Raw genomic sequence first — 24,631 nt, 5'->3', positions numbered from 1 at the left:
GCACGAAGCATCTGTTTCATCGGTTGCAGATGCTTCGTGCCTCAGCATGACAGTTTATTCAGGGTTGCTGCTAAAAAAAGTATTTCCGTTTCTATCAGGTTTAGATGGCAAAGATTGTAATCATCGGTTTCTATTCCTTTCTATTGCTCAATCATTTACCACAAAGACACAGGGATCACAAAGTTGGATTTATTATCCTTTGTGACCTCTGTGTATTGGTGGTTTTCTTTTATGCAAAACGCCTTTACTCAATGCAAAGTCCCCTTTAGGGGATTTAGGGGTTCATCTTTGTTCCAAAAGTTCCTTTGGCAAGTTCAGCTAATTCATCGGCTTTGCCAATATAAACTGCGGAAACACCCTTTTTAATCGCCTCAAAAGCATTATGCAATTTCGGAATCATTCCACCTTGTACAGTTCCGTCAGCTTTCAAACCTTCAAATTCATCCGCTTTGATTTCTCTAACTACAGAATCATCATTATTAACATCTTTCAAAACACCCTTTTTCTCGAAGCAATATACTAAACGCGTTTCATATAATGATGACATTGCCACCGCAACAGATGATGCAATCGTATCGGCGTTTGTATTTAAAAGTTGGGTTTCGCCATCATGGGTAATTGCACATAAAACTGGAACCAATCCAGCTTTTAGCAATCTATTTAAAGTTTCGGCAGAAACAGAATTTTCATCTAAATCGCCAACAAAACCATAGTCAATTTCCTTTATTGGTCGTTTTTTAGCCTTGATGATATTCCCATCGGCACCTGTTAAACCAATTGCATTGCTGCCTTTAGCTTGCAATTGGGCAACCATATTTTTATTAATTAACCCTGCGTAAACCATTGTTACAATGCGCAAAGTTTCAATATCGGTAATGCGACGACCATCAACCATTTTAGCTTCAATGCCCAAACTTTCGCCAAGTTCAGTTGCGATTTTACCGCCACCATGAACCAAAATTTTATCACCAGGTAAAGCTGTAAAATCCAATAAAAACTGATGTAAGTTTTTAGAGTTATCGATTACATTTCCGCCGATTTTTATGATTGTAAGTTGCTTATTGTTCATTTCTATAAAAAATTTCTGAGAAAGATTTCTCTTCAATACTTTTTGTCTTTGAAAAGATTAATAAGTGATGAGTCCAGTTTGTCTTTGATAATATCCTTTTACAAAATGTAAAAATATTATTTTCTAATTGTGTCACTACTGGTGTCACTTTTTGATTATTGCTTTCAACTTGAATTTGTGACACCGCTGGTGACACATTTAGTTTTTCTTTGTCTTTCAATTGTGTCAACAGTGCTGACACAATTTGCTTATCGCTATAAACCTCATAAAATTGTTTCATTCTGTAAAGTCCGCGGCGATTGAAACCTTTTAATAAAGGCTGTTTTTCTATAATGTATTCTGCTAAATCATTTACAGTTCCATCTCCCCAATTTCCTATTGAAACTTTTTCAGAAACAATTTTCCCAATATTAAAATACAACATAACCAATTCGGCATTTGCCTTACTATAAACCCTATTTCGGGCTTCGGTAATGAGCAAAATTACTTGCTCAAAATCGGATGAAGTATTTTTGATTGGTTTCGTCATTTATATGGTAACTATTCATTGCTATTAATTAAATTCTCATGTCCTGGTTCAATGTTTTTCGTCATTGCTAGAGACCAAACAATCTAACAACAATATGTGATTTTCTACCGCATTAAGATTGCTTCGTGCCTCGCAATGACGAGTGTGTTACAAACCTTTCTTCCTGCCCTGGTTGGTAATCTTCACTAACCAACTTCTAATTTCGATTGTGTAGGAACGAACAGAGGTTCTATGGCCTATTTTATTACTACAGATTATGAAGATAAAACACCTGTGTTCATCCTTTTTATCTGTGGTTAATTTATTTCAATTCCTCCAACATTGCCTTAATCACAGCTTGTGCTGCCCATAAACGATTTCCAGCTTCATGAATTACCAACGAATTTGGTCCATCCAAAATTTCTGAAGACAATTCCAAATCGCGACGAACAGGCAAACAGTGCATTACTTTTGCATCGTTTGTAAACTTCAATCTGTCGTTATTCATCATCCAGCCATCAGGATAAGTTAAAACTTTGCCGTATTCTTTATAGCTGCTCCAGTTTTTTACATAAACATAATCAGCGCCAGCTAAAGCTTCTTCTATATTATACTGAATATCTGCGCCTGGCGTAAAATCTTCTGAGAGTTCGTAGCCTTCTGGTTGAGCAATCGTAAAATCAATCATTCCCTCAGCTTGTGCTTTACACATCCATTCTGCAAAAGAATTAGGAACCGCTTGCGGTAATGCCTTTACGTGAGGCGCCCAAGCTAAAACTACTTTTGGTTTCGAACCATCAGGTTTTTTAGTCCATGTTTCATGAATGGTAATAATATCAGCAAAACTCTGTAAAGGATGGCGGGTTGCACTTTCTAAACTCACTACAGGAACGGCGCAATATTTTACAAATTTATTAAAGAAATCTTCGCTGTAATCTTCCTCACGGTTGTTTAATTTAGGGAAAGAACGCAAGCCTAAAATATCGCAATATTGGCCCATAACCGCAGCAGCTTCACGAATATGCTCAACCGTTGAGCCATTCATCACTACACCATCTTGAGTTTCTAAAGCCCAACCCTCTTTATCCAAATTCATCACCATCACGTTCATACCTAAGTTTAAAGCAGCTTTTTGAGTGCTTAAACGGGTACGCAAACTTGGGTTCATAAAAACCAATCCTAAGGTTTTATTTTTACCCAAACTTTGATGTGCGTAAGGATTCGCCTTTAATTCAAGCGCATCTTTTACAAATTCTTTGATGCTCGAAACATCGTGTACGGAAGTGAAAAGTTTCATTTTTTAAAGCTTAAAGACTAAAGCTTAAAGACTAAAGTTTCCTGCGATGTTTATACAGAATGCAAAGTCTAAACTTTAACCGATTATCGTCGTGAATGTTTCAACAAGCCAATCAGCATTGCTTCAACTTCATTTTTTAGTTCCGTTATTGCGAGACATGAAGCAATCTTATTGCGGTAGAAACCCACCAATAGTTTTAAGATTGCTTCGTGCCTTGCAATGACGAGTGTATTATTATTTCACCAACTTTCCAAACGCTACCAAAAATTCATCAGCATGTGCTTTGGTTAAATTTAAGGCTGGCAGTAAACGGATAACGTTTGGTTTTGCCTCACCAGTAAAAATATGGTGTGTAAATAATAATTCTTTTTTAACGTGGGCAAGTTCGGCTGGTAACTCAATCCCAATCATTAACCCACGACCGCGAACTTCAATTACTTGCTCAAATTTCTTCAATTCGGTGATTAGGTAGTTACCGATTTCTTCGGCGTTTTTCATCAAGTTATCTTTTTCCATAACTTCTAAAACCGCCAAAGCCGCGGCGCAAGCTAAGTGATTTCCACCAAAAGTGGTACCCAATTCACCATGCCAAGGCTTAAATTTTGGTGCGATAGAAATTCCCGCCACCGGAAAACCATTACCCATTCCTTTAGCCATGGTGTAAACATCAGCTTCAACGCCAGAATAATCGTGTGAGTAAAACAAACCTGTTCTACCGTATCCGCATTGAACTGAATCGGCGATGTAAACAGCATTATATTCATCACAAAGTGAACGGATTTTCTGTAAGAAACTTTTTGAGGCTTCTTTAATTCCACCCACACCTTGAATGCCCTCGATAATTACCGCAGAAATTTCATCGCCCTGCGATTTAAAAGTTTCTTCTAAAGCCACTTCATTATTAAAAGGCAAGAAAATTACGTTTTCGGTTTGATTAACTGGCGCAACAATTTTCGGATTATCCGTTACTGCAACTGCCAAAGATGTTCGTCCGTGGAAAGCACCGGTAAAAGCGATTACCTTTTTTCGTCCATTGTAAAAAGATGCTAATTTTAAGGCATTTTCATTTGCTTCAGCACCAGAGTTAACCAAAAATAACTGGAAATCTTTTTTGCCTGAAACCTGACCCAATTTCTCCGCAAGCTGAACTTGCAATGGAATTTTAACCGAGTTAGAATAAAAACCAACTTTATTTAACTGTTCGGTTAAGCGATTTACATAATGCGGGTTTGTGTGGCCAATAGAAATTACAGCATGACCGCCATATAAATCTAAATATTTTTGTTCGTTAGCATCCCAAACATTGCTGCCTTTCGCAGATACTATCGTGATATCATTTAAAGGATATACATCAAATAATTCCATATTTTTAAAGATTTTGTCATTCTGAGGAACGAAGAATCTGTTTCATCGGTTGCAGATGCTTCGTTCCTCAGCATGACAGGTTATTAAAAGTTTGCAGCTTTTAAACGCAAACCACTACTTTCTTCCAAGCCAAACATTAAGTTCATATTTTGAACTGCTTGTCCGCTGGCACCTTTTAATAGGTTATCAATAATGCTGATGATAAATAACTTACTTCCATGCTTTTCTACATGAACCAGCGCTTTGTTTGTATTCACAACCTGTTTTAAATCGATGTTTTTCCGACTTACATGCGTAAAAGGATGAGCACTATAATAATCTTCGTAAATGGTCTGTGCTTCTTCCAAAGTTAAATCACTTTCCAAATACATAGAAGCTAAAATACCTCTAGTAAATGCGCCACGCTGTGGGATGAAATTTAACCCCTCCGCCCCTAAAGGGGAACCTGCTTGTACGAGACTTTCTCCGATTTCATTTAAATGTTGATGCTCGAAAGCCTTATAAATTGAAAGGTTATTGTTTCTCCAGCTAAAGTGAGAGGTTGCATTTAAACCCTGCCCGGCTCCTGTAGAACCTGTAGTTGCATTGATGTGAACTTCACTTTTAATTAAGCCTTTTGCAGCCAAAGGCAGTAAACCTAATTGAATGCAAGTTGCAAAACAACCAGGGTTTGCAATGTTCTTTGCAGATTTTATCGCTTCGCGATTTAACTCTGGAAGTCCGTAAGTAAACTGACGATTTTCGATTGACGAATTACGATTTGCTGCAAGCCTAAAATCTTGAGATAAATCAATGATTTTTATGCTTTCATCAATTGAGTTGGCCGCTAAAAACTTCTTTGCATCGCCATGGCCTACGCAAAGAAATAGCACATCAATATCTTGAGGAATATCGCTAACAAAGCGTAAGTCTGTATCGCCGATTAAATCGGTATGCACATCAGAAATTAAATTCCCGGCATTACTTGTGCTATTTACGAAAGCAATTTCAACATTGGGATGGTTAATCAGAATACGTAGCATTTCGCCTCCTGTGTATCCTGCGCCGCCAATTATTCCAGCTCTTAACCCCAAACCCCTAAAGGGGCTTTCCGTTCCGTCGTTTATTTTTTGTGCCATATTTTTACTGTGGGTTTTAAGCTCACCCTTCAGGGGGTTGGGGGGTATTAACTTTATGCCAAATCATTACCTGGTTGCCGAAAATTTTCGAGAAACCTTTAACGTCTTCACCGCTCCAGGCGTTATTCATTTCGCCGTAGCTACCAAATTTATTACTCATTAAATCGTGGTTCGATTCAATACCGATAATTTGGAAACGATATGGCAACAATTCAACAAATACTTTACCGCTAACTACTTTTTGAGTATCAGTTAAAAAAGCCTCAATATTACGCATAATCGGGTCGTGAAATTGACCCTCGTGCAGCCAGTTTCCATAGAAAGAAGACAATTGCTCTTTCCAGCTCAATTGCCATTTCGTTAAAGTGTGTTTCTCTAAAGTGTGGTGTGCTTTGATAATGATAATCGGAGCCGCAGCCTCGAAACCAACACGACCTTTAATACCGATAATCGTATCGCCAACATGGATATCACGCCCAATACCGTAAGGTTGAGCAATGGCTTGCAATTTTTGAATTGCTCTAACAGGCTCCAAAACTTCGCCATCAATGGCAACTAATTCACCCTTCTCGAAAGTTAATTCAAGCTTACGGGGTTCTGTTTCTGAAACTTGAGTTGGCCAAGCACTTTCTGGCAAGGTTTCGTTTGAGGTTAGCGTTTCCTTTCCACCAACTGAAGTTCCCCACAAACCTTTGTTAATCGAATATCTTGCCTTTTCAGCGCTGTACTCAACACCATGTTCGGATAAATATTCTATTTCCGCTTCACGGGATAATTTTAAATCTCTAATTGGAGTGATGATTTCTACACCTGGAATGATGATATTGAAAATCATATCGAAACGCACTTGGTCGTTACCTGCACCAGTACTTCCATGAGCCACATAATCAGCTCCGATTTTTTTTACGTAATTTGCAATTGCTGTAGCCTGACTAACACGTTCTGCACTAACTGAAAGCGGATAAGTTGCATTTTTTAATACATTGCCATAAATCAAATATTTAATGCATCCATCGTAATAACTTGCAGTTTCATCTACCACAGCATGAGATTTTACACCTAAAGCATAGGCTCTTTTCTCTATTTCTTGTAATTCTTCATCAGAGAAGCCACCAGTATTCACAATTACAGAGTGAACTTCTAAACCGCGATCTTGAGCAAGATAAATACAACAAAATGAGGTGTCAAGACCTCCGCTAAAAGCTAAAACAACTTTGTTCATAAGGGTATAATTATATTTTTAATTGTCATATGGATTGCTTGTGAATAATTACTTGTTTTCAGTTATCTCACAAGCAATTCATTACTTATTAAATAATAGGGTAAATAAAAACATCAATACTTTTAAGCCAGATTTTGGCTTAGGTTTAACAACCAAACTTTGTTTTATGCGCATAAAACGCTCATATAATTTTGGTCTTTTTTGCAACTCATCAGCAAATTTTTTAGCTGCATCGTGCTTTTGAGTGGCGGGATCGTAAAGCATAGCTGTACACATACAGTTTTTACGTTCCTTCATTTTCAAAATCTCGAAATTTACACAGCTCTGGCAACCCTTCCAAAATTCCTCATCTTGGGTCAACTCAGAATAAGTAACAGGTTCGTATCCCAAATCCGAATTTATTTTCATAACTGCCAAACCCGTTGTTAAGCCAAAAATTTTGGCTTTTGGATAAAGTGATCTAGAAAGTTCGAAAACTTTTTCTTTAATGGCGTGTGCTAATCCAGCCTTTCTAAATTCTGGTGCAACGATTAAACCAGAATTGGCCACAAATTGGCCATGGCTCCAAGTTTCTATATAACAAAAACCCGCCCAGGTGCCATCTTTATGAAAAGCAATAACAGCTTTTCCTTCCTTCATTTTGTTTGCAACGTATTCAGGAGAGCGTTTAGCAATGCCAGTACCTCGAGCCTTAGCCGATTCTGCCATTTCAGTTACAATAAGCTCAGCAAAGACATGATGCTCAGCAATGGCGACTTGTACTATAAATTCATTAATATCCATTCGTTTTCTAACGAAAAATTAAGGTATTCTTGTTAATTGGGTTTTTAGAGAGGATCAATTCCTCATAGTATTAGTAAGATGTACTAAATACGTGGAGTAAAATTTTGCCGACTTGTGGGATAGTAAAATACAGGCTGAAAACGATTAATAAACAAACTTTTCCCAGTCACTAATTGTGCTGTGAAGTCAGAAAGTTTATATAAAAATAGTTTAATCATTTCTTGCGTATTAAAACGGCTTTAACTCTATTGAGGTGCAAAGGTTTAAATAATAATCGAGTTACACAATCTTTTTTAACTTTTTTACATTTTTATACAATTATAAAAGTAAAAAGCCTTTCCAAAAATCGGAAAGGCTTTAATCAAATTACTTTTTTCCTAACCCGACTGAAACCCTGGTTCCATCTAAAAAGAAGTTTAGTTTACTCGGATTAGTTCCCGCAGGAAGCTGAAAGATCCAAACTGCTTCGGTTGAGGCTTCGGCTTCTGGCTCTGCGCTTCCGCTATCTTTCTTTCCTGGAACTGAAGTTTTATTATCCAATTCTAATCTTGCATCAGAAGCAGAAACAGAAAAATATTTTTTGGCATCCAAGGTACTTTTGTTCGTAACCAATAGTTTAACAGTAAGCTCTGAACCTGTGCCTTTACCGTCTGCATCTTGTAAAACAACAGATTTGGCTTCGGTTACCTTTACCAGCGCCTCTCTATTTTTACCAAGAATTGCAGTATCCGGACTAACAATATACTCAACACTTTCTGGTGCATTCTCTGTTTTTGTCGGGATGGTTACAGTAGTTTCTGTTTTTGTAATGGTGGTGTCTGCTGGTTCATCTTTTTTAGATGAACTACAAGATGAGAGCGCTAAAACTCCAATCGATACCAAAGCGAATTTTGAGATGTTTTTTATCATTTTTAAAGGTTTATAGGTTTTCAAATTTAGGTGTCTACTTATTATCTAATCATTAAATATTAGAAATGAATTTGTAAACTTTTATCGAACAGATGAATTAATTTTTTGTTTGCTTCCATCTAATTATGAAGCAGTTATTCTGAAAAATCAGGAAACAAATTTTAACATTGTTAAAAATCTTAAAAGATATTTAACATGGCTTTAACATCATTTAACACTCTGTTTTGCACTTTAAACATAACCTTTGCTTCAAAGAATTTCTCATTTACAAACGAACAATCATCAAACTATTATGACCAGTTTTTCCTTAAAATTTTTATCATCACGTTTTTCTGCCCTATCTGTAATATTAATTGCATTGGCTTTTACTTCCTGCAAAAAAGAAGATACAGTAGACCCGACCCTTTCTGCATTACGGGTGATTAATGCATCGCCAAGTTCGGCCACTTATAATGTTTATTTAGATGGAAGTTTGATAAACGCTGCTGAACTTCCTTTCGCTGGATCACTTTCTTATGTACAAAAAACAGCAGGAACCTATAGTTTAAAATTTACGACCGGCAGTTCAGTGGAAAGTTTGTTAACCAAAAGCATCAACATGAATCAAAGTGTTTATCAATCTTTTTTCTTGATTAATAAACCCGGAGCCTTGGATGGCTTATACGTAACTGATGATTTAAATGTTCCTTCGGCAGATAAAGCTTATATCCGTTTCGTAAACTTATCGCCAGATGCCCCGGCCTTAGACCTTGCAAAAACAGGCGCAACCACTGCTTTAATTACAAATAAGGCTTTTAAAGTGGCTAGCAGTTTTATTTCAATCGATCCGGGAACTTATTCTTTTGATGCTAAAGATACTTCGACAGGATTAATTAAAACCACGCTGAGCAGCACAACTTTTGTTGCTGGCTACCATTACGATGTTATTTGTGGAGGTTTAATTTCTCCAGCTAATGACACTGAAAGAGCTTTAACGCTTCAAGCTTTGCTAATTAAATAAAATCCCTAAGTTTTTTATTCAAGCCAATTATCATTCCCCATATGATAATTGGCTTTTTTGTTTAATACTTAAATCATCTTTTCTCAGGCCCCTTATTGTAGATTTAACACTTTCTTATTTAGAATAATTAAAAATAATTTGGATTATAAATTTTAACGCCGTTATTTTGCGCTGTTTAGAATTAATCCAAATAAATTTGCAATGAATAAAATATTACTTATCAGCTTATCGTTCTTACTTTCCATTTTTAGCATAGATACGTTTGCGCAACAGTTTGCCACCATTAAGGGAACAGTTACCACTTCAAACGGCAAACCTGCAGCATTCATTTCAATTGGACTAAAGGATAAAGGCTTGGGAAACACAACGGATGACAATGGAAATTTCATCATCCATCGAGTTAAGCCAGGCACCTATATCATTAAAGCATCGGCAGTTGGCATTAATTCTAGCGAAAAAACAATCACAATAACTGCCGGAGAAACTAAGGTTGTAAACTTTATATTGGTAGAAAACGACCAGGCTTTGGAAGAGGTTACTGTTGCAGGAAAAAACAACAGATATAAAATCAGTTTACCGTCCGCCTCTTTAAGATTAAACGAACCGCTTTTAGAAGCGCCTCAAAATATTCAAACCGTTACCAATCAGGTTATAAAAGATCAACAAATCATCAGCATGAGTGATGGTTTAATCAGAAACGTAAGTGGCGCTGTACGAGTGGAGCATTGGGGCGATATGTACACAAACATTACCATGCGTGGTTCTCAAATTCAAGCAATGAGAAATGGCTTTAACGTGGTTTCATCATTCTGGGGGCCATTAACTGAAGATATGAGTTTTGTAGATCATATCGAGTTTGTAAAAGGCCCGGCGGGTTTTATGTTGGGCAACGGCGATCCAAGCGGAATGTATAACGTAGTTACAAAAAAGCCTACTGGTTTTAATAAGGGCGAGGTTTCCTTCACTTTAGGAAGCTTCGATTTGTACAGAACCACTGTAGATTTTGATCATAAGTTAACTAGTGATGGAAAATTATTGTTTAGGTTAAATGCTGCGGTTCAGAATAAAGGTTCTTTCCGCCCTTATGAGCAAAACGACCGCTATAGCTTTGCTCCGGTATTAAGTTATCAAATTACAGATAAAACCAAAATCACAGCAGAATATACTTTTCAAAATGCAAAAATGACTGAGGTTGGGTCTTATTATATTTTCTCGCCAAATGGCTATGCAACTTATCCGAGAGAATTAACCATGACTCAGCCAGGTTTACCTGCAACTCGAATTAACGATCAAAGTTTATTTTTGAATTTACAACACAGTTTTGATGATAACTGGAAATTAACTGCTCAGGCAGCTTACTTTAAATATGATCAAGTTGGTTACAGTTCTTGGCCATCTGCCGTCAATGCAAACAGCACTGTTATTAGAAACGTTGGGATCTGGGATGCTGAAAGCAGTATGAAACTTGCTCAATTATTCATCAACGGACAAGCTAAAACAGGTGGCATTAACCACAGAATTTTAGCCGGTTTTGATGGTGGCAAGAAGAATTACATGGCAGATTGGGGCCAATCTCATGATTTAGATTTAGCAACTTCTCCATTCGATTTAAATAATCCTAATTATGGATTTCCTACAAATGGATTTCCTGATTTTGATCGTACAACGCCATTAACACAAAGAGCTATAAACGCTGGTGGTTTAATGGATTCTAAATATTTGAGTGGTTACGCTCAAGATGAACTGGGCTTCTTTAACAACAAAGTTCGTTTAACATTAGCTGGCCGCTATACTTTCGTGAGCCAAGCTGCTTGGGGAGGTGCGCCAGATAAAGCAAAAAAAGTTACACCTAGAGTTGGTTTAAGTGTTTCGTTAGATAAAAACACTGCAGTTTATGCCGTTTATGATGAAGCCTTTACACCTCAAAGTGGCTTAATTCGCAATGGCGGAAAAGTAGAGCCAATTACAGGTACAAATAATGAAATAGGTATTAAGAAAGAATGGTTCGATGGGAAATGGAATACTACTTTATCGGCTTACAGAATTCTTAAACAAAACGAATTAACAGCCGATCCAACAAATATACCTGGCCAAAACTTCAGTGTGGTTTTAGGTGAGAAAAGATCACAAGGAATTGAATTCGATTTGAGAGGTAAAATAACCGACGGATTAACTTTAATTGCGAATTATGCCTACACAGATTCTAAAGTAACAGAAGTTGCCCAAGGTGTAACTGGCATTAATGTTGGCGATGTTATTCCAGGCTTTGCAAAGCATGTATCTAATGCTTGGTTAACTTATACCTTACAAGATGGAGCATTAAAAGGTTCGGGAATTTCTGCAGGATTTACCTATTTAGCGGGTAGAGCAACGGATACTTGGAGTGTTGGTTTACAAAAACTACCGAACTATTTTAAACTGGATGGTGGCCTTTTTTATGAGCGAGCGAAATTTAAAATTACCGGGAATGCTTTCAATATCCTAAACAAATATCTGTTCAGCGGCTCCTATTACGAATGGCTAAACGCATACTATTATCAAGCAGAAGCGCCTAGAAATTACAGAGTAAGCGTAGCCTATAAATTTTAATCAGCATTCATGTTTGAAAAGAAAAAAAATAAACCTTTAAAATATTGGATTGGAAAAATCCACTTATGGCTCGGATTAACATCCGGGCTATTTGTATGTTTTTTGGGCATTACAGGATGCATTTTGGCTTTTGAACGAGAGATTGAAAATGTAACACAACCTTACAGAAATCTTGAGGTGCAAAACAAAGCTTTATTGCCACCAACGCAATTAAAACAAATTGCAGATAAAGCATTACCCAATAAACATGCCCATAGCATTACTTATCAGCCAGGAAAAGCGACTCAAGTAGTTTATTACAATTTCAATCCTGAATACTATTACATCGTTTTTGTAAATCAATATACTGGAGAAGTGATGAAAGTTAAAAACATGAACGATGATTTTTTCAGGATTGTGATTATGGGGCACTATTATTTATGGTTACCGCCAACAATTGGTCAGCCAATATTAACCAGTGCCACACTTATTTTTGTACTGCTTTTAATATCAGGGTTAATCTTGTGGTGGCCAAAAAATAAGGCCGCTACCAAACAACGTTTTACGGTAAAATGGAATGCAAAATGGAGACGAGTAAACTACGATTTTCACAATGTGCTTGGCTTCTACATTACCTGGATAATAATTTTTGTCGCATTATCAGGAATGGTTATGGGATTTCAATGGTTTTCAAAATCAGTTTATTTTGTAACCTCTGGAGGAAAGTCATTAACAGAGTTTAGCGAAACTTTTTCGGATACTACGGCGAAGGCAAAACTTAAATTAAATACTTCCGCAGCAGATAAAATTTGGCAATCTTATTTAACAGAAGATCCAACATTTCAGGGCAGTTTGGACGTACACGTTCCAGAAAACGAAAAGGCTTCGATAGAAATTGCAAAGAACCCTGATCCGGAAACTTATTGGAAATCAGATTACCGATACTTTGATCAGCATAGCCTAAAAGAAATTGAAGTTAAACATGCTTACGGAAAGTTTAAAAACACATCAGTTGCCGATAAAATCTATCGTATGAATTTTGATATCCATGTTGGCTCAATCGCAGGCTTGGCGGGTAAAGTAATTGCCTTTTTTGCTAGTCTTATTGCAGCGAGCATGCCGATAACTGGTGTTTTAATATGGATTGGAAGAAAGAAAAAAAAGAAAAATCCCGCAGTTGCGGAAATTAAATAACACCTCAATAAAAATAAATAACAATGAGATTTTTAAACCTAATCTTAGTATTATCAGGCTTGATTGCCTTTAATGTAAGTGCACAGACAAAAATAGAAAGTGCAGACGAAAAATTCGAAAAAGATAGAAAAGCAATAAAATCGCTTGCGGGTTTTTATGAAGTAAACTTCAATTATGGCGAGGTTACCGCTCCAAATCCTGATTATAAATTTAGTAAACCTTACGAAAGTCATGGAAGCGAATGGGCAGAAATAATTGTAGATGAGCCTAAAAGAATTGTAATTCAGCACATGCTCGCCATTAATGATACTACGGTTATTAAACACTGGCGCCAAGATTGGACTTATGAAGACACCAATATTATGCTTTACACTCAGGATAATGCATGGAAAAAAGGTAACCTAGCCGCAGCGGATGTAAAAGGCAAGTGGACGCAAAAAGTTTATCAAGTTGATGATAGTCCGCGTTATCAAGGTTACGGAACTTGGAGCCATGTTGGCGGTCATGATTCATGGCAAAGTGAAACCGATTCTCCACTTCCAAGAAGAGAATCTACCGTGCGTAAAGATTACAATGTTTTAAACCGTGGAAGCCGAATTACCATTACTAAAGATGGTTGGATGTTTGAGCAAGACAATAAAAAAATTGTACGTACACCAACTGGAGATAAATTATTAGCGGTAGAAAAAGGCTATGAAGAATTTACTAAAATAGACCCTAAAACTTTTGCTAATGCGCAAAAATGGTGGGCAAGCCAACATACTTATTGGGCTGATGTGCGTACAGTTTGGGCTGATGTTATTGGTTCTAATAACACATTCAAAGTTCAAACAATGGCCAACGGAAAATTACTTTACGAAACCCTTTTTAGCCTAGGCGATCAATCCATTAAAGAAAAATGGACCGTTGCTCAAAACAAGGAAAAAATCAAAACAGCTTTACAACCGTATTTAGTAAAATAAACGCTCAAGATCACATCCCAAGCCATTTAGCCTAAAAACTAAATGGCTTTTTTGGTTATGCGGATTATTAACTCACGCAATAAATATTATATTTGTTCAAATCATGACATAAAACCTACTAAATGAGCTCTTCGTTAAATTTTCTAAAAAACTTTTTCCTGGCTACTGGAATTATCTGGGTATTATCGGCTTTTTCGATACTTACGTTTAGATTAAACTTTCAGCGTCAGGAAATTATCATTACTCTTATTTTGCCATTGGCCTATGCAATTGTCAGGCTTTTTGATAATGTGAGAAGTGTTAATACCGAAAAATTATAATTGCCAATTAATCTTAACTTTAAGACTTATTATTTTCCAATGAAGAGATTTGTCTTAATTTTCATTTTATTTTTTTCTCTTAATTGTTTTGCACAAGATTCTACCTACACTAGAAAAATAATAAATATTTTAACCTCCAAAAATTTTTGGGGAAGAGGCTACACGAAAAATGGAATGAGTAAAGCAGCAGATTATCTTTCTGCTGAATACAAAAAGCTAGGTTTAACTACATTTAATGGACATTACAAACAGCATTTCAATTTTCCAGTAAATACATTTCCTGGCAAAATGATGGTCGAGCTAAATGGCAAGAAACTAATTCCCGGAAAAGATTTTATTGTTAACAATGAAAGTAAAGGATTAAAAACAAATGCGAACTTAGAAAAAATCGATAGCCTTAATTTTCAGGGTTCACCAAATCTTCAGGTGGTTTTAAAGGATAAATTAACTTGGTCTGTAGCTACAGAAGTTGCAGATTATACAATTATCCAAGTCAATAGAAAAAACTTTACTCAAACTCCTAAAAACATAAATGTAGAGATCGAAAATAAATTTGTAGCCGATTTTGATGCTTCTAATGTTTGTGGCTACGTAAAAGGAACCAAATATACGGATTCGATTTTAATCATTACCGCACATTACGATCATTTAGGCGGAATGGGTTCTGAAACCTATTTCCCAGGCGCAAATGATAACGCCGCAGGCGTAGCAACTTTATTAAGTTTGGCCAAGTATTATGCAATCCATCCACAAACCTATTCTATAGGCTTTATCTGCTTTGCAGGAGAAGAAGCTGGCCTATTAGGCTCGAAATATTTTACGGAGAACCCATTAATTACCTTAAATAGAATTAAATTTTTGATCAACCTAGATTTAGTAGGTACTGGAGAAAGTGGAATGACGGTCGTAAACGCAAGTGTTTACCCTAAAGCTTTCGCTATGTTAAATAAAATTAACAACGAGTATAAGTACATTTCTAAAATAAATTCTCGAGGTAAAGCGGCCAATAGTGATCATTATTTCTTTACCGAAAAAGGTGTTCCTGCGTTCTTTATTTACACTCAAGGCGGACCAAGTGCTTATCATGATATATTTGACAAACCTGAAACTTTACCCCTTACCGAATACAATGATTTGTTTAAATTGATTATTGGTTTCAATAAAAAGTTAATGGAATAGTGGCAGTTTTTAGGATGAAAACCTTAAAACAGAATCTAAAACATCCGTTTTGCATGACCAACACCATATTTCTTAAATCTATTTATTGGGATAATATTTTAAGCCATTGGGATAATTAAATTTTGCACCTGCCTTCGTATAATCATCTTTGAATCAACAAAAACGAAAACAAGATTCATTATGAAAACTATACAAAAAATCAGCCTAGCCTTCTTAATTTTATTCAGCATCGCGATAAAATCAAATGCACAAAATCAAATCGAAATTGTTATTGTTGGCTCAAGTCACGACAATTCCAATTCTACTCAAAATTTTCAAGCGATTGTAGATAAACTGAAAAACTTTAAACCCGATATGGTTTTTGGAGAATATTTACCAGAAACCGATTATGCTAAATTGGAGGAGAGTCATTGGGCGAAAAAAGCTTTCAAAAACAAAGTTGATTACATGAATAAGCTTAATCCAAAAACGCCTGCAAACCTTTCGAGTTTAATTAAAAGGAACCAAAAAGCATTAGTCTCTTTTGCATATTACCACAAAACCAGAATGAACTTAGCCTTAGAATATGCTAAAAGTTGGGACAGAGGAAACTTTGATTATCAAATGTTTGTGCTAGAAAACAACATGAAATCCAAATTCGGAAGAGAGGAACAAGCTGAATACGTGAAAATGTTTGGAAGTTCTGATTCACTAAAGAAAATTGGAATTGTTAAACCTAGTAGCGAGTACAGCAAAATCTTTTTCCCATTAATTTACCAACTCGGGCAAAATCAGATTTACAAAATGGATTGCCAAACTTATGATAAACCCTGGGGACAAGCATGGGGAAAAATGGATTCATTATATAAAACTATGCTGGCAAAAGGGAAAGCAGATTCAACTTCAGATGAGGCTAAAACCGTTAAAGCCATGGATTTATACTGGAATTTTACACCAGAAGAATCTAAAGCCTTTAACGCAGATCCATACGCTGGCATGAACTCGAAAAAATATGGTGAGCTTGATGAAGCTTGGAATTTATATGGAGGTCGCCATTTTTACGGATACCCAGGTTTCCCTACAGAAGCATTAAAAGGAATGGTTGCGCAATGGGTTTTAAGAAATGAAGGGATGTGCAAAAACATAATCGATCAAGCCCAAGCTAAAAATGCAAAAAGAATTGTTGTAGGTGTTGGAGCATCACACAGAATTTGGATGGAAGAAATTTTAACCAAAAACCCAAATGTTAAAATTATAAACTACAATGATTTACACTAGATTATAATAATGAATCGCCTTCGTAATTGAAGGCGATTTCGCTATTTGTTAAAACCTATTATATTTTTTGTGTTAATCGAACCAAATATTGATCCTCACCATCATCAAAGATAAGCTCACAATTCCAACCCGTTTCTTCTGCTGTAGCTTTTATTGTTTCCTCATCTATATAAATCCAATTAAACCAATTTCCCTTCTCACCCTTATATTCATATTGATAAGAAACCTCACCATAATATTGATTTTGAGGTCTTGGTAAATCTTCATATAAATAAGAAATATCTGATGAATCAAAAATGACCTGTCCGTTGGGATTTAATAACTCTTTTATCTTAATCAAAAAATCTTTAAAGCCAGGCAAAGTCCCCGTTACACCGATTCCATTCATCAGCATAAAAATGGTATCGAATTTCTCTTTGTATGTGTAAACATCTTGCAACAGGGCTTTTTTTACACCACGATCTTTCATAATATTTACCGCAGCTTCAGATACATCAATTGCCGTAACATCAATATTAAAGGCTTGTAAAAGTAAAGCATGACTTCCAACACCAGCACCAATATCTAAAACTTTACCCTCACACATATGCAAAGCCTGAAGTTCTAAAACAGGCATATCTTCATCATCACGAAAGAAAAACTCTAAAGGCATTTCTTCCGGTTCACCGTAAGAGTTATGTAACCAAAGCACGTCGGCTTCGCCAGTTTTATAAATATCAGTAAGCGCTTTACCAAAAACATCCATAGGCACAAAGATAGAGAGAAAGCTGAAAGGAAAAAGACCAAAGCTTAAAGCAAAAAGATAAAAGCCAAGTGACTTAAGCAAATTATCTATACCGGTTGCGCTCCCTCTCCTTCGGAGAGGGCTGGGGTGAGGCCAAACTCTTGATGATATTCTGGAATAGCAACATGCTTAAAACCATGTTCTTTTAAGGTTGTTGCAAAATGTTGTTGCACTTCATATTCTCCATGAACCAAAAATAACTGTTTAACTTTATCTGGATCTTGACAAGACAAAAATTTGAGCAAATCTTCATGATCGCCATGCGCACTCATAGATTTTATGGATTTAACTTCAGCTCTCACATCGTACTCTTCTCTAAAAATCTCAACAACTTTTTGTCCCGCCATTAATCTTCCGCCGAGCGAATTTGGCTCGCAGTAACCAACCATTAAAATTGTATTTTTTTGGTTTCCAATATTGTTTCTGATGTGATGTTTAACTCTTCCTGCCTCGGCCATGCCCGATGCTGAAATAATTACACAAGGTCGAGGATCATCATTTAAAGCTTTAGATTCCTCTACACTTTCTATAAAGCGCAGACCCTTGAATGCAAAAACATCATGATCTATTTTTAAGGTTTCCTTAACTCCATTATTATAAACCTCCGGATGATTTTTTAGAATCTCCGTGGCTTTTGAGGATAAGGGACTATCAACATAATAAGGAATATCGGGCAGTTTGCCCTTAAGCTCCAATCCATTTAAAGCATATAATAACTCTTGAGTTCTGCCAACACTAAAAGCGGGGATAATTACTTTACCCTTTTTTACATTGCAAGTATTGCTGATGATTTCCAGCAACATATCCTCAATTGGATCTAAATCTTTATGTAGAGAATCGCCATAAGTAGATTCCATCAAAATATAATCTGCCTGATCAAACTGCTGTGGGCTTTTTAATAATAAATCCCCATAACGACCAACATCACCGCTAAAGGTAATTCTTGTAGGTTTATTATCTTCAGTGATGGTTAGGTGAACGGCCGCACTACCTAAAATATGGCCTGCGTCTGTAAATTTTAGTCGAATGTTTGGTTCAATTTCGAAATCTTCCTCGTACTCTACAATCTTCATCAAACTCACCGTTTTTACAACATCATCATCTGTGTAAAGTGGTTCTTCCATTTCTTCGCCTTGGCGTAAATGGCGATTGGAGAATTCGGCATCCTGCATTTGAATTTTTGCAGAATCCATCATTAAAATCCTAGCCAAATCCATTGTGGCAGAAGTACAAAAAATTTTACCACTAAAGCCTTCGGCAACAAGTTTTGGCAATAAACCGCAGTGATCTATGTGTGCATGAGATAAAACCAGATAGGTAACTTTTTTGGCATCAAAACCAAAATAATCGTTAAGCTTGTCCGTAACATGGCCCATCCCTTGAAAAAGGCCACAGTCTAATAATATTTGAGTATCGTTTTTAAGCGTAATGAGGTGCTTACTACCTGTAACTGTACGGGCTGCACCGTGAAAAGCAATTTTCATTTGTGATGGTTAGAAATTATGTAGAATAAAAATGCCGGATATTTCCGGCATTTCCTATTCTTTAAGCATTAATATCTGCTATTTTATCTTTTACCTTATCTGCTACGCTTGAAGCTTTATCTGCCAAGCCCGCTAGTTTATCTTTTGATACATCTAACAAATCAGCAAAAAAATCTGATAATTTACCTTTTATATCGCTGGAAGAATCTGAAGATAATGCCAATGCGATTGTTGCTCCTAATGCTGCTCCGGCTAATACGCCTACTATAATTTTTGTTTCTTTCTTCATGATCTTTAATCTTTAGTTAATAAACATATTTAAGCTAATGGTGTTTTATTTTTTTTATCTTACAAAAACCAATCCACAATGAAGCATGTATTTTTTATCGATTTAGATAATACCATTTATTTTACAAAACCGAACGAAGAACAGTTAATGAGTGGGATTTACAGTCTGCTCGATCAATTAGACTTAGGGATTTCTGAGGAACAAAAGCAAATGGCAAAAAAGGAAATGCTTACAACGCCGTTTCAAAAAATAGCCAAAAAATATGGCTTTAAACCAGAAGCTACAGAGCGTGCTATAGAATATTTAAGCAATAGATCGGTTACGGCCACCTTAAAACCAAGCGAAGATTACCACTACATTAAAGATTTAAAAGGAAGAAAATTTATTGTTACCGCTGGCTTTCCAAAACAACAAAATTCTAAAGTAATAATGCTGGGCATAGCCGATGATTTTGAAGAAATTTTTGTGGTTGATGCAGGATCATCGAACAAAAAAGAAGCCTTTCTACACTTAATTGAAAAATATAATCTGAAAAAGGATGACATTTTAATAATAGGTGATGATGCTGATTCTGAAATTAAATTCGGACTTGAATTGAGAATTGAAACTTTTCTTTTAGATCCGGAAAATTTACACCCTAATGCCGAAAGCACTTATAGAGGAAAAGATTTGAGTAACCTGCCAATCGCAGTTGGGGAATAATGGGGCATAAAAAAAGTCCCGATTTTCATCGGGACTTATCAATCTATCCTCTACCACCTCTTGATGGTCTTCCTTCAGAGCCACTTCTTTCACCACCACGATTTTGTTGTTGTTGTTGCTGTTGTTGTGGTGCTTCAGTTCTTCTTTGTTCTGTACGTTGTTGCTGTTGTTGTTGCTGCTGAGCTCTTTGTTGTTGAACCTGCGCTTCTCGTTGTTGTGATTGTTGCGCACGTTGTTGTTCTGCCTGCTGACTGCGTTGTTGCTGTGCTTGAGCATCACGTTGAGCTCTTTGTTGCTCTACTTGGGCAGAACGCTGTTGCGCTTGTTGTGCACGTTGCTGTTCTGCCTGCTGACTACGTTGTTGCTGAACCTGTGCATCACGTTGAGCTCTTTGTTGCTCTACTTGTTGACCGCGTTGTTGCTGAACCTGCGCATCACGTTGTGCTCTTTGTTGATCTGCCTGTTGACCGCGTTGTTGCTGAACCTGCGCATCACGTTGTGCTCTTTGTTGATCTGCTTGTTGACCGCGTTGTTGTTGAATTTGCACATCTCGTTGAGCACGTTGTTGATCTTGGCTCATTCGATCCTGTTGACCTCCACGCTCTGCTCTTTGTTGTTGCGCTTGCTGGGCACGTTGCTGATCTTGAGTTCTATCAACATTAGCTTGCCCATTATTCTGGCCTACACGATCAGTTCTTCCATTTGCATCTCTATTATAAACGCCACCTCTTGTATTAGGCTGATTATTATTACCCCTATCTACATTTCCGTTAGTACGTCCATCAGGTTGTCCACTTCTATTGTCATTTCTGTTTCCAAACCTGTTGTCTGTATTATTGTTTCCTCCACGGGTTGTGTTATCATTTCCTCTACCGTTTCTTGCAAAACCTGCGTTTCCTTGTTCAAATTTTCTTGGTGCCGCATTGCGATTATCAACCACATTACGTTCTGGTCTTGGTCTGTAAATAGAAACCGCCCTACTATCAATTCTACTTGCTCCTGGTCTATTACTTTGGTCGAATCTGTAAACTCTTACATCGCGATTGGTTGCTCTTCTAATATCTTCCATTCTTGGGCCACCATAATAACTTCTTCTGTTGTACACATAAGTGTTGTTAATGATGGTTGTATTGCGGATGTAAACATTATTACGACCATAATCATATCTTGGGAAAGTATTAATATAGATATTCGATTGTGGAATAAAGTTCCAACAGAATTCTGGTACTGAATAACGACGACCGAAGCTTAAATTAATGCTAATACTTGGCGCCATTGGTGCCCAACCATAATAACCATCTCCACTTCTCCAATCTACCCAAGCTGGACCCCAGTTGGTATCAGGTAACCAAATCCATTGTCTGTAACTATTAATTACCCAACGGCCATAGTGAAACGGTGCCCATCCCCAATCGTAATTAGAAACCCAAGTGTTACCATATTCCGTCATAGCCCAACGGCCATTAGTGTAATATGGGCGGAACTCATTCTGATCTATATCCGGACGCCAAACATAACCGTATTGCGGATCTTGAATCCAAGTTCCATACGGAGAAAGCTCATCGTAAAAGGTTTGCATAGAAACGTTTCCAGTACTGTAGCCATCATCCTGGTAACTGTCTTGGTAGTCTTGTGCCCTGACTAGGGTTGTGGTTCCGGCAAGGAGGCTAAAAAGCCCCAGCACAATAGCCGTAAATTTCAGTGTTTTCATTTGTGTGTTTATTTTTAATAACCTATCATGTGTGTATCAATTAGAGAACCAAAATTATCCAAGGTTTAATATGCTTGCATAGTTTTTATCATTTGTGCCAAATATTGCATCCAATGGCATATTTAACTCTTATTTAACGTTTTAAGTCGGGTATAATTGTGCAGAAAATAAGTCATTTAGAAATAAAATTTGCTACACAACTGTTTACAAAAGAGATTATACTGTACATCAGTTAAACTTTAAAACTTAAATTCTATTTTTTGTGAGTATTTTTGCACCATGCAGAACGGCACTTTATATTTAATTCCTGTTCCTCTTGCTGAAGAGGTAGCACACAAAACTTTTACGCCATATTTGGTTGATACCATTAATCAAATTGATACTTATATAGTTGAAAATAGTAAAACCGCTCGTCGGTTTTTAAAAGAGGCTGGTTTAAAAACGCCTCAAAAAGATTTAATCGTTCATGATTATGGGAAACATAATCGTACCGATTTAAGTCAGTTCTTTGTTGAGCTTTTAGCGGGTAAAGATGTTGGTTTAATGAGCGAAGCAGGGTGTCCGGGTATTGCAGATCCGGGAGCCGATATTGTTGCCGAAGCGCATAAAAGAGGGATTAAAGTGGTGCCTTTGGTTGGCCCGAGTTCTATTTTGCTCGCACTTATGGCATCTGGCTTTAACGGACAGAGTTTTGCTTTTTGGGGTTATTTACCTATTGATAAGGAACAACGTACCAAACGTGTTAAAGATTTAGATTTATCGGCCAGTCGTTATAAACAAACTCAAATTTTTATCGAAACACCTTTTCGCAATAACCAAATGCTAGAAGAAATTTTGAAAAGCTGTAAGCCGAGTTCTCAGCTTTGTATTGCTTGTAACTTAACGGGCGAAGACGAATTTATTAAAACTCAAACCGTTTATCTGTGGCGTAAGGAAACGATAGATTTACATAAAAAGCCTGCTATATTTTTATTGTATTAGTTACACAATGGTCTGTGTCCTAGCAGACCATTTTTATTTTATACTCTATATCTGGTGATTAAGGTTTATACCAAGTTATCTATTATCAGAAAACGAATGTTAGAAGCTTTTGGCAATTGCAGTCCCGCCATTTGCTACAATCTTTTTTTGAGTGGGGTTAATAAAATTCAGTGCAGAAAACTCAGTCAATAACTAACATGATCGGTTGGAAATAATCGTTATCAAAAAAAGTATTGCCGCGGCTGTCGGGTTTATTTAACTTAAAACTGTGCACATTAAAATCGTTCCGTTTTAAAAAAATCACAGGCTTATTGCTTTTCTTTAAAGCAAATCTCAACCTTTAATAATTGCAGAACATTTTATATATAAACTGGATTGAAGCGGTATCCCCGATTTAAGCATCGGCTTTTCCATTGTAGTAGTATGCTTGCTTGTTGCACAGGTTTCATCGGGATTTAGCGGAAAGCCAGCCGGACGATAATCTGATCGCTGTGCTTGCTTTTCAAATGAATTTCTATTGGGTTAATCACCTTCTTAAAAGACTTCATAAGTTTTCCCCACCCTTGTTCCCCTTGAAACTTCGCAAGTCGAGTTTACCGATACATCCCCTTTCCTTCAATAAAATCGATGACTTTATCTGGCAGAAAGAACTGGATATTCTTATTTTCCTTAATCGCTTTGCGAATAAAAGTTGAAGAAATTTCCATTAATGGGGTTTTGGTAAACGTAATCGAAGGGTGATTTTCCCATTCGGCAACATGAGCATCAGGACGTGGATAAACGTAAATTTGATAGTTTTTTAGAAGCACTTCATAGTTCTTCCACTTTTTAAAAGAAACTAAATTATCGGCTCCCATAATCAGCACGAATTCTTTTTCTGGATATTTTTCGTGCAAATAGGTTAAGGTATCAATGGTGTAAGATGGCTGAGGCAACGCAAATTCGATATCGCTAACCCGAATGTGTTCCGCATTTTCAGTAGCTAACTTGGCCATTTCCAATCGATCGTACATATTGGTTAATCCACTTTTATCTTTAAGCGGATTGTGTGGAGAAACCACTAACCAAACTTCATCGAGTTCGGTGTGGTTGGCCATATAGTTAGCAATAATTAAATGCCCAGTGTGGATTGGATTGTAAGAACCGAAGAATAGACCAGTTTTCAATTTGTAGTTATCAGTTTAAACCAAATCGTGATTGCGAGGCACGAAGCAATCTTAATCGAACATTTAAATTAGATCGTCAAATGAGATTGTCCCAAAGGGATTGCTATGTAACTTCGTGCCTCGCAATCACGACCAATAAGGCGAAATGCCTTAGCTCTTTAAAAAATCTCCAACCAACTTTTCCGCTTCAGCACAAGCTGTTGCTAAATCGTAGTTTTTTAAAATCACATCAAATTTATCGGCATAGGTTAATTCCTTTTCAGCTTTGATAAAACGCTCTTGCAGTTTTTCTGAACTATCTGTTCCTCTACCGCTTAAACGCTCTTTTAAAACTTCTAATGAGGGAGGCTGAACAAAAATAGCTAAAGCATCTTCTTCATATTTTCTTTTTAAACGAATTCCGCCTTCAACATCAATGTCGAAAATTACATGCTTTCCATCATCCCAAATGCGTTCAATTTCTGAACGTAAGGTTCCGTAGAAAGTTCCATTATAAACCTCTTCAAACTCAACAAATTCTTGACGGGCAACTTTATGCAAAAACTCTTCCTTAGTAATAAAATAGTAGTCGTTTTCATGCGTTTCTGCACCTCGTAATTCGCGGGTGGTAGCTGAAATAGAAAAGCTAAGCTCGGGAAATTTAGTTAATAAGTGGTGTACTATTGTTGTTTTGCCTGCTCCCGATGGTGCTGAAAATATAATTAGTTTGCCTTGTTTCATTTTTTTAAAACTAAAGACTAAAAACAGAAAGTCCAAAGCTTTA

Annotated in this window: 22 protein-coding genes; 8 read left to right on the top strand and 14 right to left on the bottom strand. The window is 36.7% G+C overall.

Annotated elements, in window-relative coordinates; translation table 11 throughout:
• Positions 1 to 274: 274 nt before the first annotated feature.
• The 8 genes from argB to H7U22_RS00295 all read right to left on the bottom strand — a co-directional run bounded on the left by argB (position 275) and on the right by H7U22_RS00295 (position 8,271).
• Positions 275 to 1,069, bottom strand: coding sequence for an acetylglutamate kinase (gene argB, locus H7U22_RS00330; RefSeq protein ID WP_187069350.1), 795 nt, complete (start codon positions 1,067 to 1,069; stop codon positions 275 to 277).
• Complete coding sequence (locus H7U22_RS00325; protein ID WP_187069349.1) at positions 1,059 to 1,598, bottom strand: DUF1016 N-terminal domain-containing protein; 540 nt, start codon at positions 1,596 to 1,598, stop codon at positions 1,059 to 1,061. The genes argB and H7U22_RS00325 overlap by 11 nt, the downstream gene beginning before the upstream one ends.
• A gap of 301 nt (positions 1,599 to 1,899) precedes the next feature.
• The gene (locus tag H7U22_RS00320; RefSeq protein ID WP_187069348.1) at positions 1,900 to 2,874 is read right to left on the bottom strand and encodes a Rossmann-fold NAD(P)-binding domain-containing protein; all 975 of its coding nucleotides are present in this window, start codon (positions 2,872 to 2,874) and stop codon (positions 1,900 to 1,902) included.
• Between the two features lie 234 nt (positions 2,875 to 3,108).
• A complete protein-coding gene (locus tag H7U22_RS00315) occupies positions 3,109 to 4,239 on the bottom strand; it encodes an aspartate aminotransferase family protein (protein WP_187069347.1) in 1,131 nt (376 codons plus the stop codon).
• A gap of 83 nt (positions 4,240 to 4,322) precedes the next feature.
• The gene (argC, locus tag H7U22_RS00310) at positions 4,323 to 5,357 is read right to left on the bottom strand and encodes an N-acetyl-gamma-glutamyl-phosphate reductase (protein WP_187069346.1); all 1,035 of its coding nucleotides are present in this window, start codon (positions 5,355 to 5,357) and stop codon (positions 4,323 to 4,325) included.
• A 22-nt stretch (positions 5,358 to 5,379) separates the two neighbouring features.
• The gene (argG, locus tag H7U22_RS00305; RefSeq protein WP_187069345.1) at positions 5,380 to 6,579 is read right to left on the bottom strand and encodes an argininosuccinate synthase; all 1,200 of its coding nucleotides are present in this window, start codon (positions 6,577 to 6,579) and stop codon (positions 5,380 to 5,382) included.
• A gap of 81 nt (positions 6,580 to 6,660) precedes the next feature.
• On the bottom strand, positions 6,661 to 7,362 hold the full coding sequence (locus H7U22_RS00300; protein WP_187069344.1) for a GNAT family N-acetyltransferase: 702 nt from the start codon (positions 7,360 to 7,362) through the stop codon (positions 6,661 to 6,663).
• Between the two features lie 366 nt (positions 7,363 to 7,728).
• Positions 7,729 to 8,271: a hypothetical protein gene (locus H7U22_RS00295; protein ID WP_187069343.1), complete on the bottom strand. Its 543-nt coding sequence runs from the start codon at positions 8,269 to 8,271 to the stop codon at positions 7,729 to 7,731.
• Positions 8,272 to 8,563: 292 nt separating this feature from the next.
• Here H7U22_RS00295 and H7U22_RS00290 point away from each other — a divergent pair, with 292 nt between their 5' ends.
• The 6 genes from H7U22_RS00290 (at position 8,564) to H7U22_RS00265 (ending at position 16,751) form a co-directional block, all read left to right on the top strand.
• Positions 8,564 to 9,271 carry a DUF4397 domain-containing protein gene (locus H7U22_RS00290; RefSeq protein WP_187069342.1) on the top strand — a complete coding sequence of 236 codons (708 nt, stop codon included), beginning with the start codon at positions 8,564 to 8,566 and terminating at the stop codon, positions 9,269 to 9,271.
• A 201-nt stretch (positions 9,272 to 9,472) separates the two neighbouring features.
• Entirely contained in the window at positions 9,473 to 11,860 is a 2,388-nt protein-coding gene (locus H7U22_RS00285; protein ID WP_187069341.1) for a TonB-dependent receptor, read from the top strand.
• A gap of 9 nt (positions 11,861 to 11,869) precedes the next feature.
• Positions 11,870 to 13,033, top strand: a complete 1,164-nt coding sequence (locus H7U22_RS00280) for a PepSY-associated TM helix domain-containing protein (RefSeq protein ID WP_187069340.1) — start codon at positions 11,870 to 11,872, stop codon at positions 13,031 to 13,033.
• A gap of 23 nt (positions 13,034 to 13,056) precedes the next feature.
• Positions 13,057 to 13,995: a DUF6607 family protein gene (locus H7U22_RS00275; RefSeq protein WP_187069339.1), complete on the top strand. Its 939-nt coding sequence runs from the start codon at positions 13,057 to 13,059 to the stop codon at positions 13,993 to 13,995.
• A 359-nt stretch (positions 13,996 to 14,354) separates the two neighbouring features.
• Complete coding sequence (locus H7U22_RS00270; RefSeq protein WP_187069338.1) at positions 14,355 to 15,494, top strand: M28 family metallopeptidase; 1,140 nt, start codon at positions 14,355 to 14,357, stop codon at positions 15,492 to 15,494.
• A 180-nt stretch (positions 15,495 to 15,674) separates the two neighbouring features.
• Positions 15,675 to 16,751, top strand: coding sequence for a DUF5694 domain-containing protein (locus tag H7U22_RS00265; RefSeq protein WP_187069337.1), 1,077 nt, complete (start codon positions 15,675 to 15,677; stop codon positions 16,749 to 16,751).
• 58 nt (positions 16,752 to 16,809) lie between these two features.
• Here the strand turns inward: H7U22_RS00265 and H7U22_RS00260 are convergent, their stop codons facing one another.
• The 3 genes from H7U22_RS00260 to H7U22_RS00250 all read right to left on the bottom strand — a co-directional run bounded on the left by H7U22_RS00260 (position 16,810) and on the right by H7U22_RS00250 (position 19,308).
• Positions 16,810 to 17,577, bottom strand: a complete 768-nt coding sequence (locus tag H7U22_RS00260; protein WP_317172928.1) for a class I SAM-dependent methyltransferase — start codon at positions 17,575 to 17,577, stop codon at positions 16,810 to 16,812.
• A gap of 5 nt (positions 17,578 to 17,582) precedes the next feature.
• Positions 17,583 to 19,019 (bottom strand): MBL fold metallo-hydrolase RNA specificity domain-containing protein, encoded by a 1,437-nt coding sequence (locus tag H7U22_RS00255; protein WP_187069336.1) that lies wholly within the window; start codon positions 19,017 to 19,019, stop codon positions 17,583 to 17,585.
• Positions 19,020 to 19,080: 61 nt separating this feature from the next.
• Positions 19,081 to 19,308 (bottom strand): YtxH domain-containing protein, encoded by a 228-nt coding sequence (locus H7U22_RS00250; RefSeq protein WP_187069335.1) that lies wholly within the window; start codon positions 19,306 to 19,308, stop codon positions 19,081 to 19,083.
• A 78-nt stretch (positions 19,309 to 19,386) separates the two neighbouring features.
• Here H7U22_RS00250 and H7U22_RS00245 point away from each other — a divergent pair, with 78 nt between their 5' ends.
• Positions 19,387 to 20,010: an HAD family hydrolase gene (locus tag H7U22_RS00245; RefSeq protein ID WP_187069334.1), complete on the top strand. Its 624-nt coding sequence runs from the start codon at positions 19,387 to 19,389 to the stop codon at positions 20,008 to 20,010.
• A gap of 43 nt (positions 20,011 to 20,053) precedes the next feature.
• Here the strand turns inward: H7U22_RS00245 and H7U22_RS00240 are convergent, their stop codons facing one another.
• Positions 20,054 to 21,721: a DUF6600 domain-containing protein gene (locus tag H7U22_RS00240; protein ID WP_187069333.1), complete on the bottom strand. Its 1,668-nt coding sequence runs from the start codon at positions 21,719 to 21,721 to the stop codon at positions 20,054 to 20,056.
• Between the two features lie 279 nt (positions 21,722 to 22,000).
• Here H7U22_RS00240 and H7U22_RS00235 point away from each other — a divergent pair, with 279 nt between their 5' ends.
• Positions 22,001 to 22,702: an SAM-dependent methyltransferase gene (locus H7U22_RS00235; protein WP_187069332.1), complete on the top strand. Its 702-nt coding sequence runs from the start codon at positions 22,001 to 22,003 to the stop codon at positions 22,700 to 22,702.
• Between the two features lie 593 nt (positions 22,703 to 23,295).
• On the opposite strand, the gene nadD is transcribed toward H7U22_RS00235, so the two are convergent.
• Together nadD and gmk are read right to left on the bottom strand one after the other, a co-directional pair.
• The gene (gene nadD, locus H7U22_RS00230; protein ID WP_187069331.1) at positions 23,296 to 23,868 is read right to left on the bottom strand and encodes a nicotinate (nicotinamide) nucleotide adenylyltransferase; all 573 of its coding nucleotides are present in this window, start codon (positions 23,866 to 23,868) and stop codon (positions 23,296 to 23,298) included.
• A gap of 150 nt (positions 23,869 to 24,018) precedes the next feature.
• Positions 24,019 to 24,588 (bottom strand): guanylate kinase, encoded by a 570-nt coding sequence (gmk, locus tag H7U22_RS00225; protein ID WP_187069330.1) that lies wholly within the window; start codon positions 24,586 to 24,588, stop codon positions 24,019 to 24,021.
• Positions 24,589 to 24,631: the final 43 nt, after the last annotated feature.

Source organism: Pedobacter fastidiosus (assembly GCF_014306625.1).
GTDB classification, from domain to species: Bacteria; Bacteroidota; Bacteroidia; order Sphingobacteriales; family Sphingobacteriaceae; genus Pedobacter; species Pedobacter fastidiosus.
Note: the sequence above shows the minus strand (reverse complement) of the source record. Positions and strands in the feature narration are given on the sequence as shown.

Excerpts from the sequence above, each read along its gene's own strand:
- H7U22_RS00265 (WP_187069337.1), top strand. The coding sequence starts at position 15,675 with ATGAAAACTATACAAAAAATCAGCCTAGCCTTCTTAATTTTATTCAGC.
- H7U22_RS00255 (WP_187069336.1), bottom strand. The coding sequence starts at position 19,019 with ATGAAAATTGCTTTTCACGGTGCAGCCCGTACAGTTACAGGTAGTAAG.
- H7U22_RS00325 (WP_187069349.1), bottom strand. The coding sequence starts at position 1,598 with ATGACGAAACCAATCAAAAATACTTCATCCGATTTTGAGCAAGTAATT.
- H7U22_RS00285 (WP_187069341.1), top strand. The coding sequence starts at position 9,473 with ATGAATAAAATATTACTTATCAGCTTATCGTTCTTACTTTCCATTTTT.
- H7U22_RS00275 (WP_187069339.1), top strand. The coding sequence starts at position 13,057 with ATGAGATTTTTAAACCTAATCTTAGTATTATCAGGCTTGATTGCCTTT.
- argC (WP_187069346.1), bottom strand. The coding sequence starts at position 5,357 with ATGGCACAAAAAATAAACGACGGAACGGAAAGCCCCTTTAGGGGTTTG.
- H7U22_RS00245 (WP_187069334.1), top strand. The coding sequence starts at position 19,387 with ATGAAGCATGTATTTTTTATCGATTTAGATAATACCATTTATTTTACA.
- H7U22_RS00290 (WP_187069342.1), top strand. The coding sequence starts at position 8,564 with ATGACCAGTTTTTCCTTAAAATTTTTATCATCACGTTTTTCTGCCCTA.
- H7U22_RS00280 (WP_187069340.1), top strand. The coding sequence starts at position 11,870 with ATGTTTGAAAAGAAAAAAAATAAACCTTTAAAATATTGGATTGGAAAA.
- H7U22_RS00300 (WP_187069344.1), bottom strand. The coding sequence starts at position 7,362 with ATGGATATTAATGAATTTATAGTACAAGTCGCCATTGCTGAGCATCAT.
- H7U22_RS00250 (WP_187069335.1), bottom strand. The coding sequence starts at position 19,308 with ATGAAGAAAGAAACAAAAATTATAGTAGGCGTATTAGCCGGAGCAGCA.
- H7U22_RS00315 (WP_187069347.1), bottom strand. The coding sequence starts at position 4,239 with ATGGAATTATTTGATGTATATCCTTTAAATGATATCACGATAGTATCT.
- H7U22_RS00235 (WP_187069332.1), top strand. The coding sequence starts at position 22,001 with ATGCAGAACGGCACTTTATATTTAATTCCTGTTCCTCTTGCTGAAGAG.
- H7U22_RS00270 (WP_187069338.1), top strand. The coding sequence starts at position 14,355 with ATGAAGAGATTTGTCTTAATTTTCATTTTATTTTTTTCTCTTAATTGT.
- H7U22_RS00320 (WP_187069348.1), bottom strand. The coding sequence starts at position 2,874 with ATGAAACTTTTCACTTCCGTACACGATGTTTCGAGCATCAAAGAATTT.
- argG (WP_187069345.1), bottom strand. The coding sequence starts at position 6,579 with ATGAACAAAGTTGTTTTAGCTTTTAGCGGAGGTCTTGACACCTCATTT.
- H7U22_RS00240 (WP_187069333.1), bottom strand. The coding sequence starts at position 21,721 with ATGAAAACACTGAAATTTACGGCTATTGTGCTGGGGCTTTTTAGCCTC.
- gmk (WP_187069330.1), bottom strand. The coding sequence starts at position 24,588 with ATGAAACAAGGCAAACTAATTATATTTTCAGCACCATCGGGAGCAGGC.
- argB (WP_187069350.1), bottom strand. The coding sequence starts at position 1,069 with ATGAACAATAAGCAACTTACAATCATAAAAATCGGCGGAAATGTAATC.
- H7U22_RS00295 (WP_187069343.1), bottom strand. The coding sequence starts at position 8,271 with ATGATAAAAAACATCTCAAAATTCGCTTTGGTATCGATTGGAGTTTTA.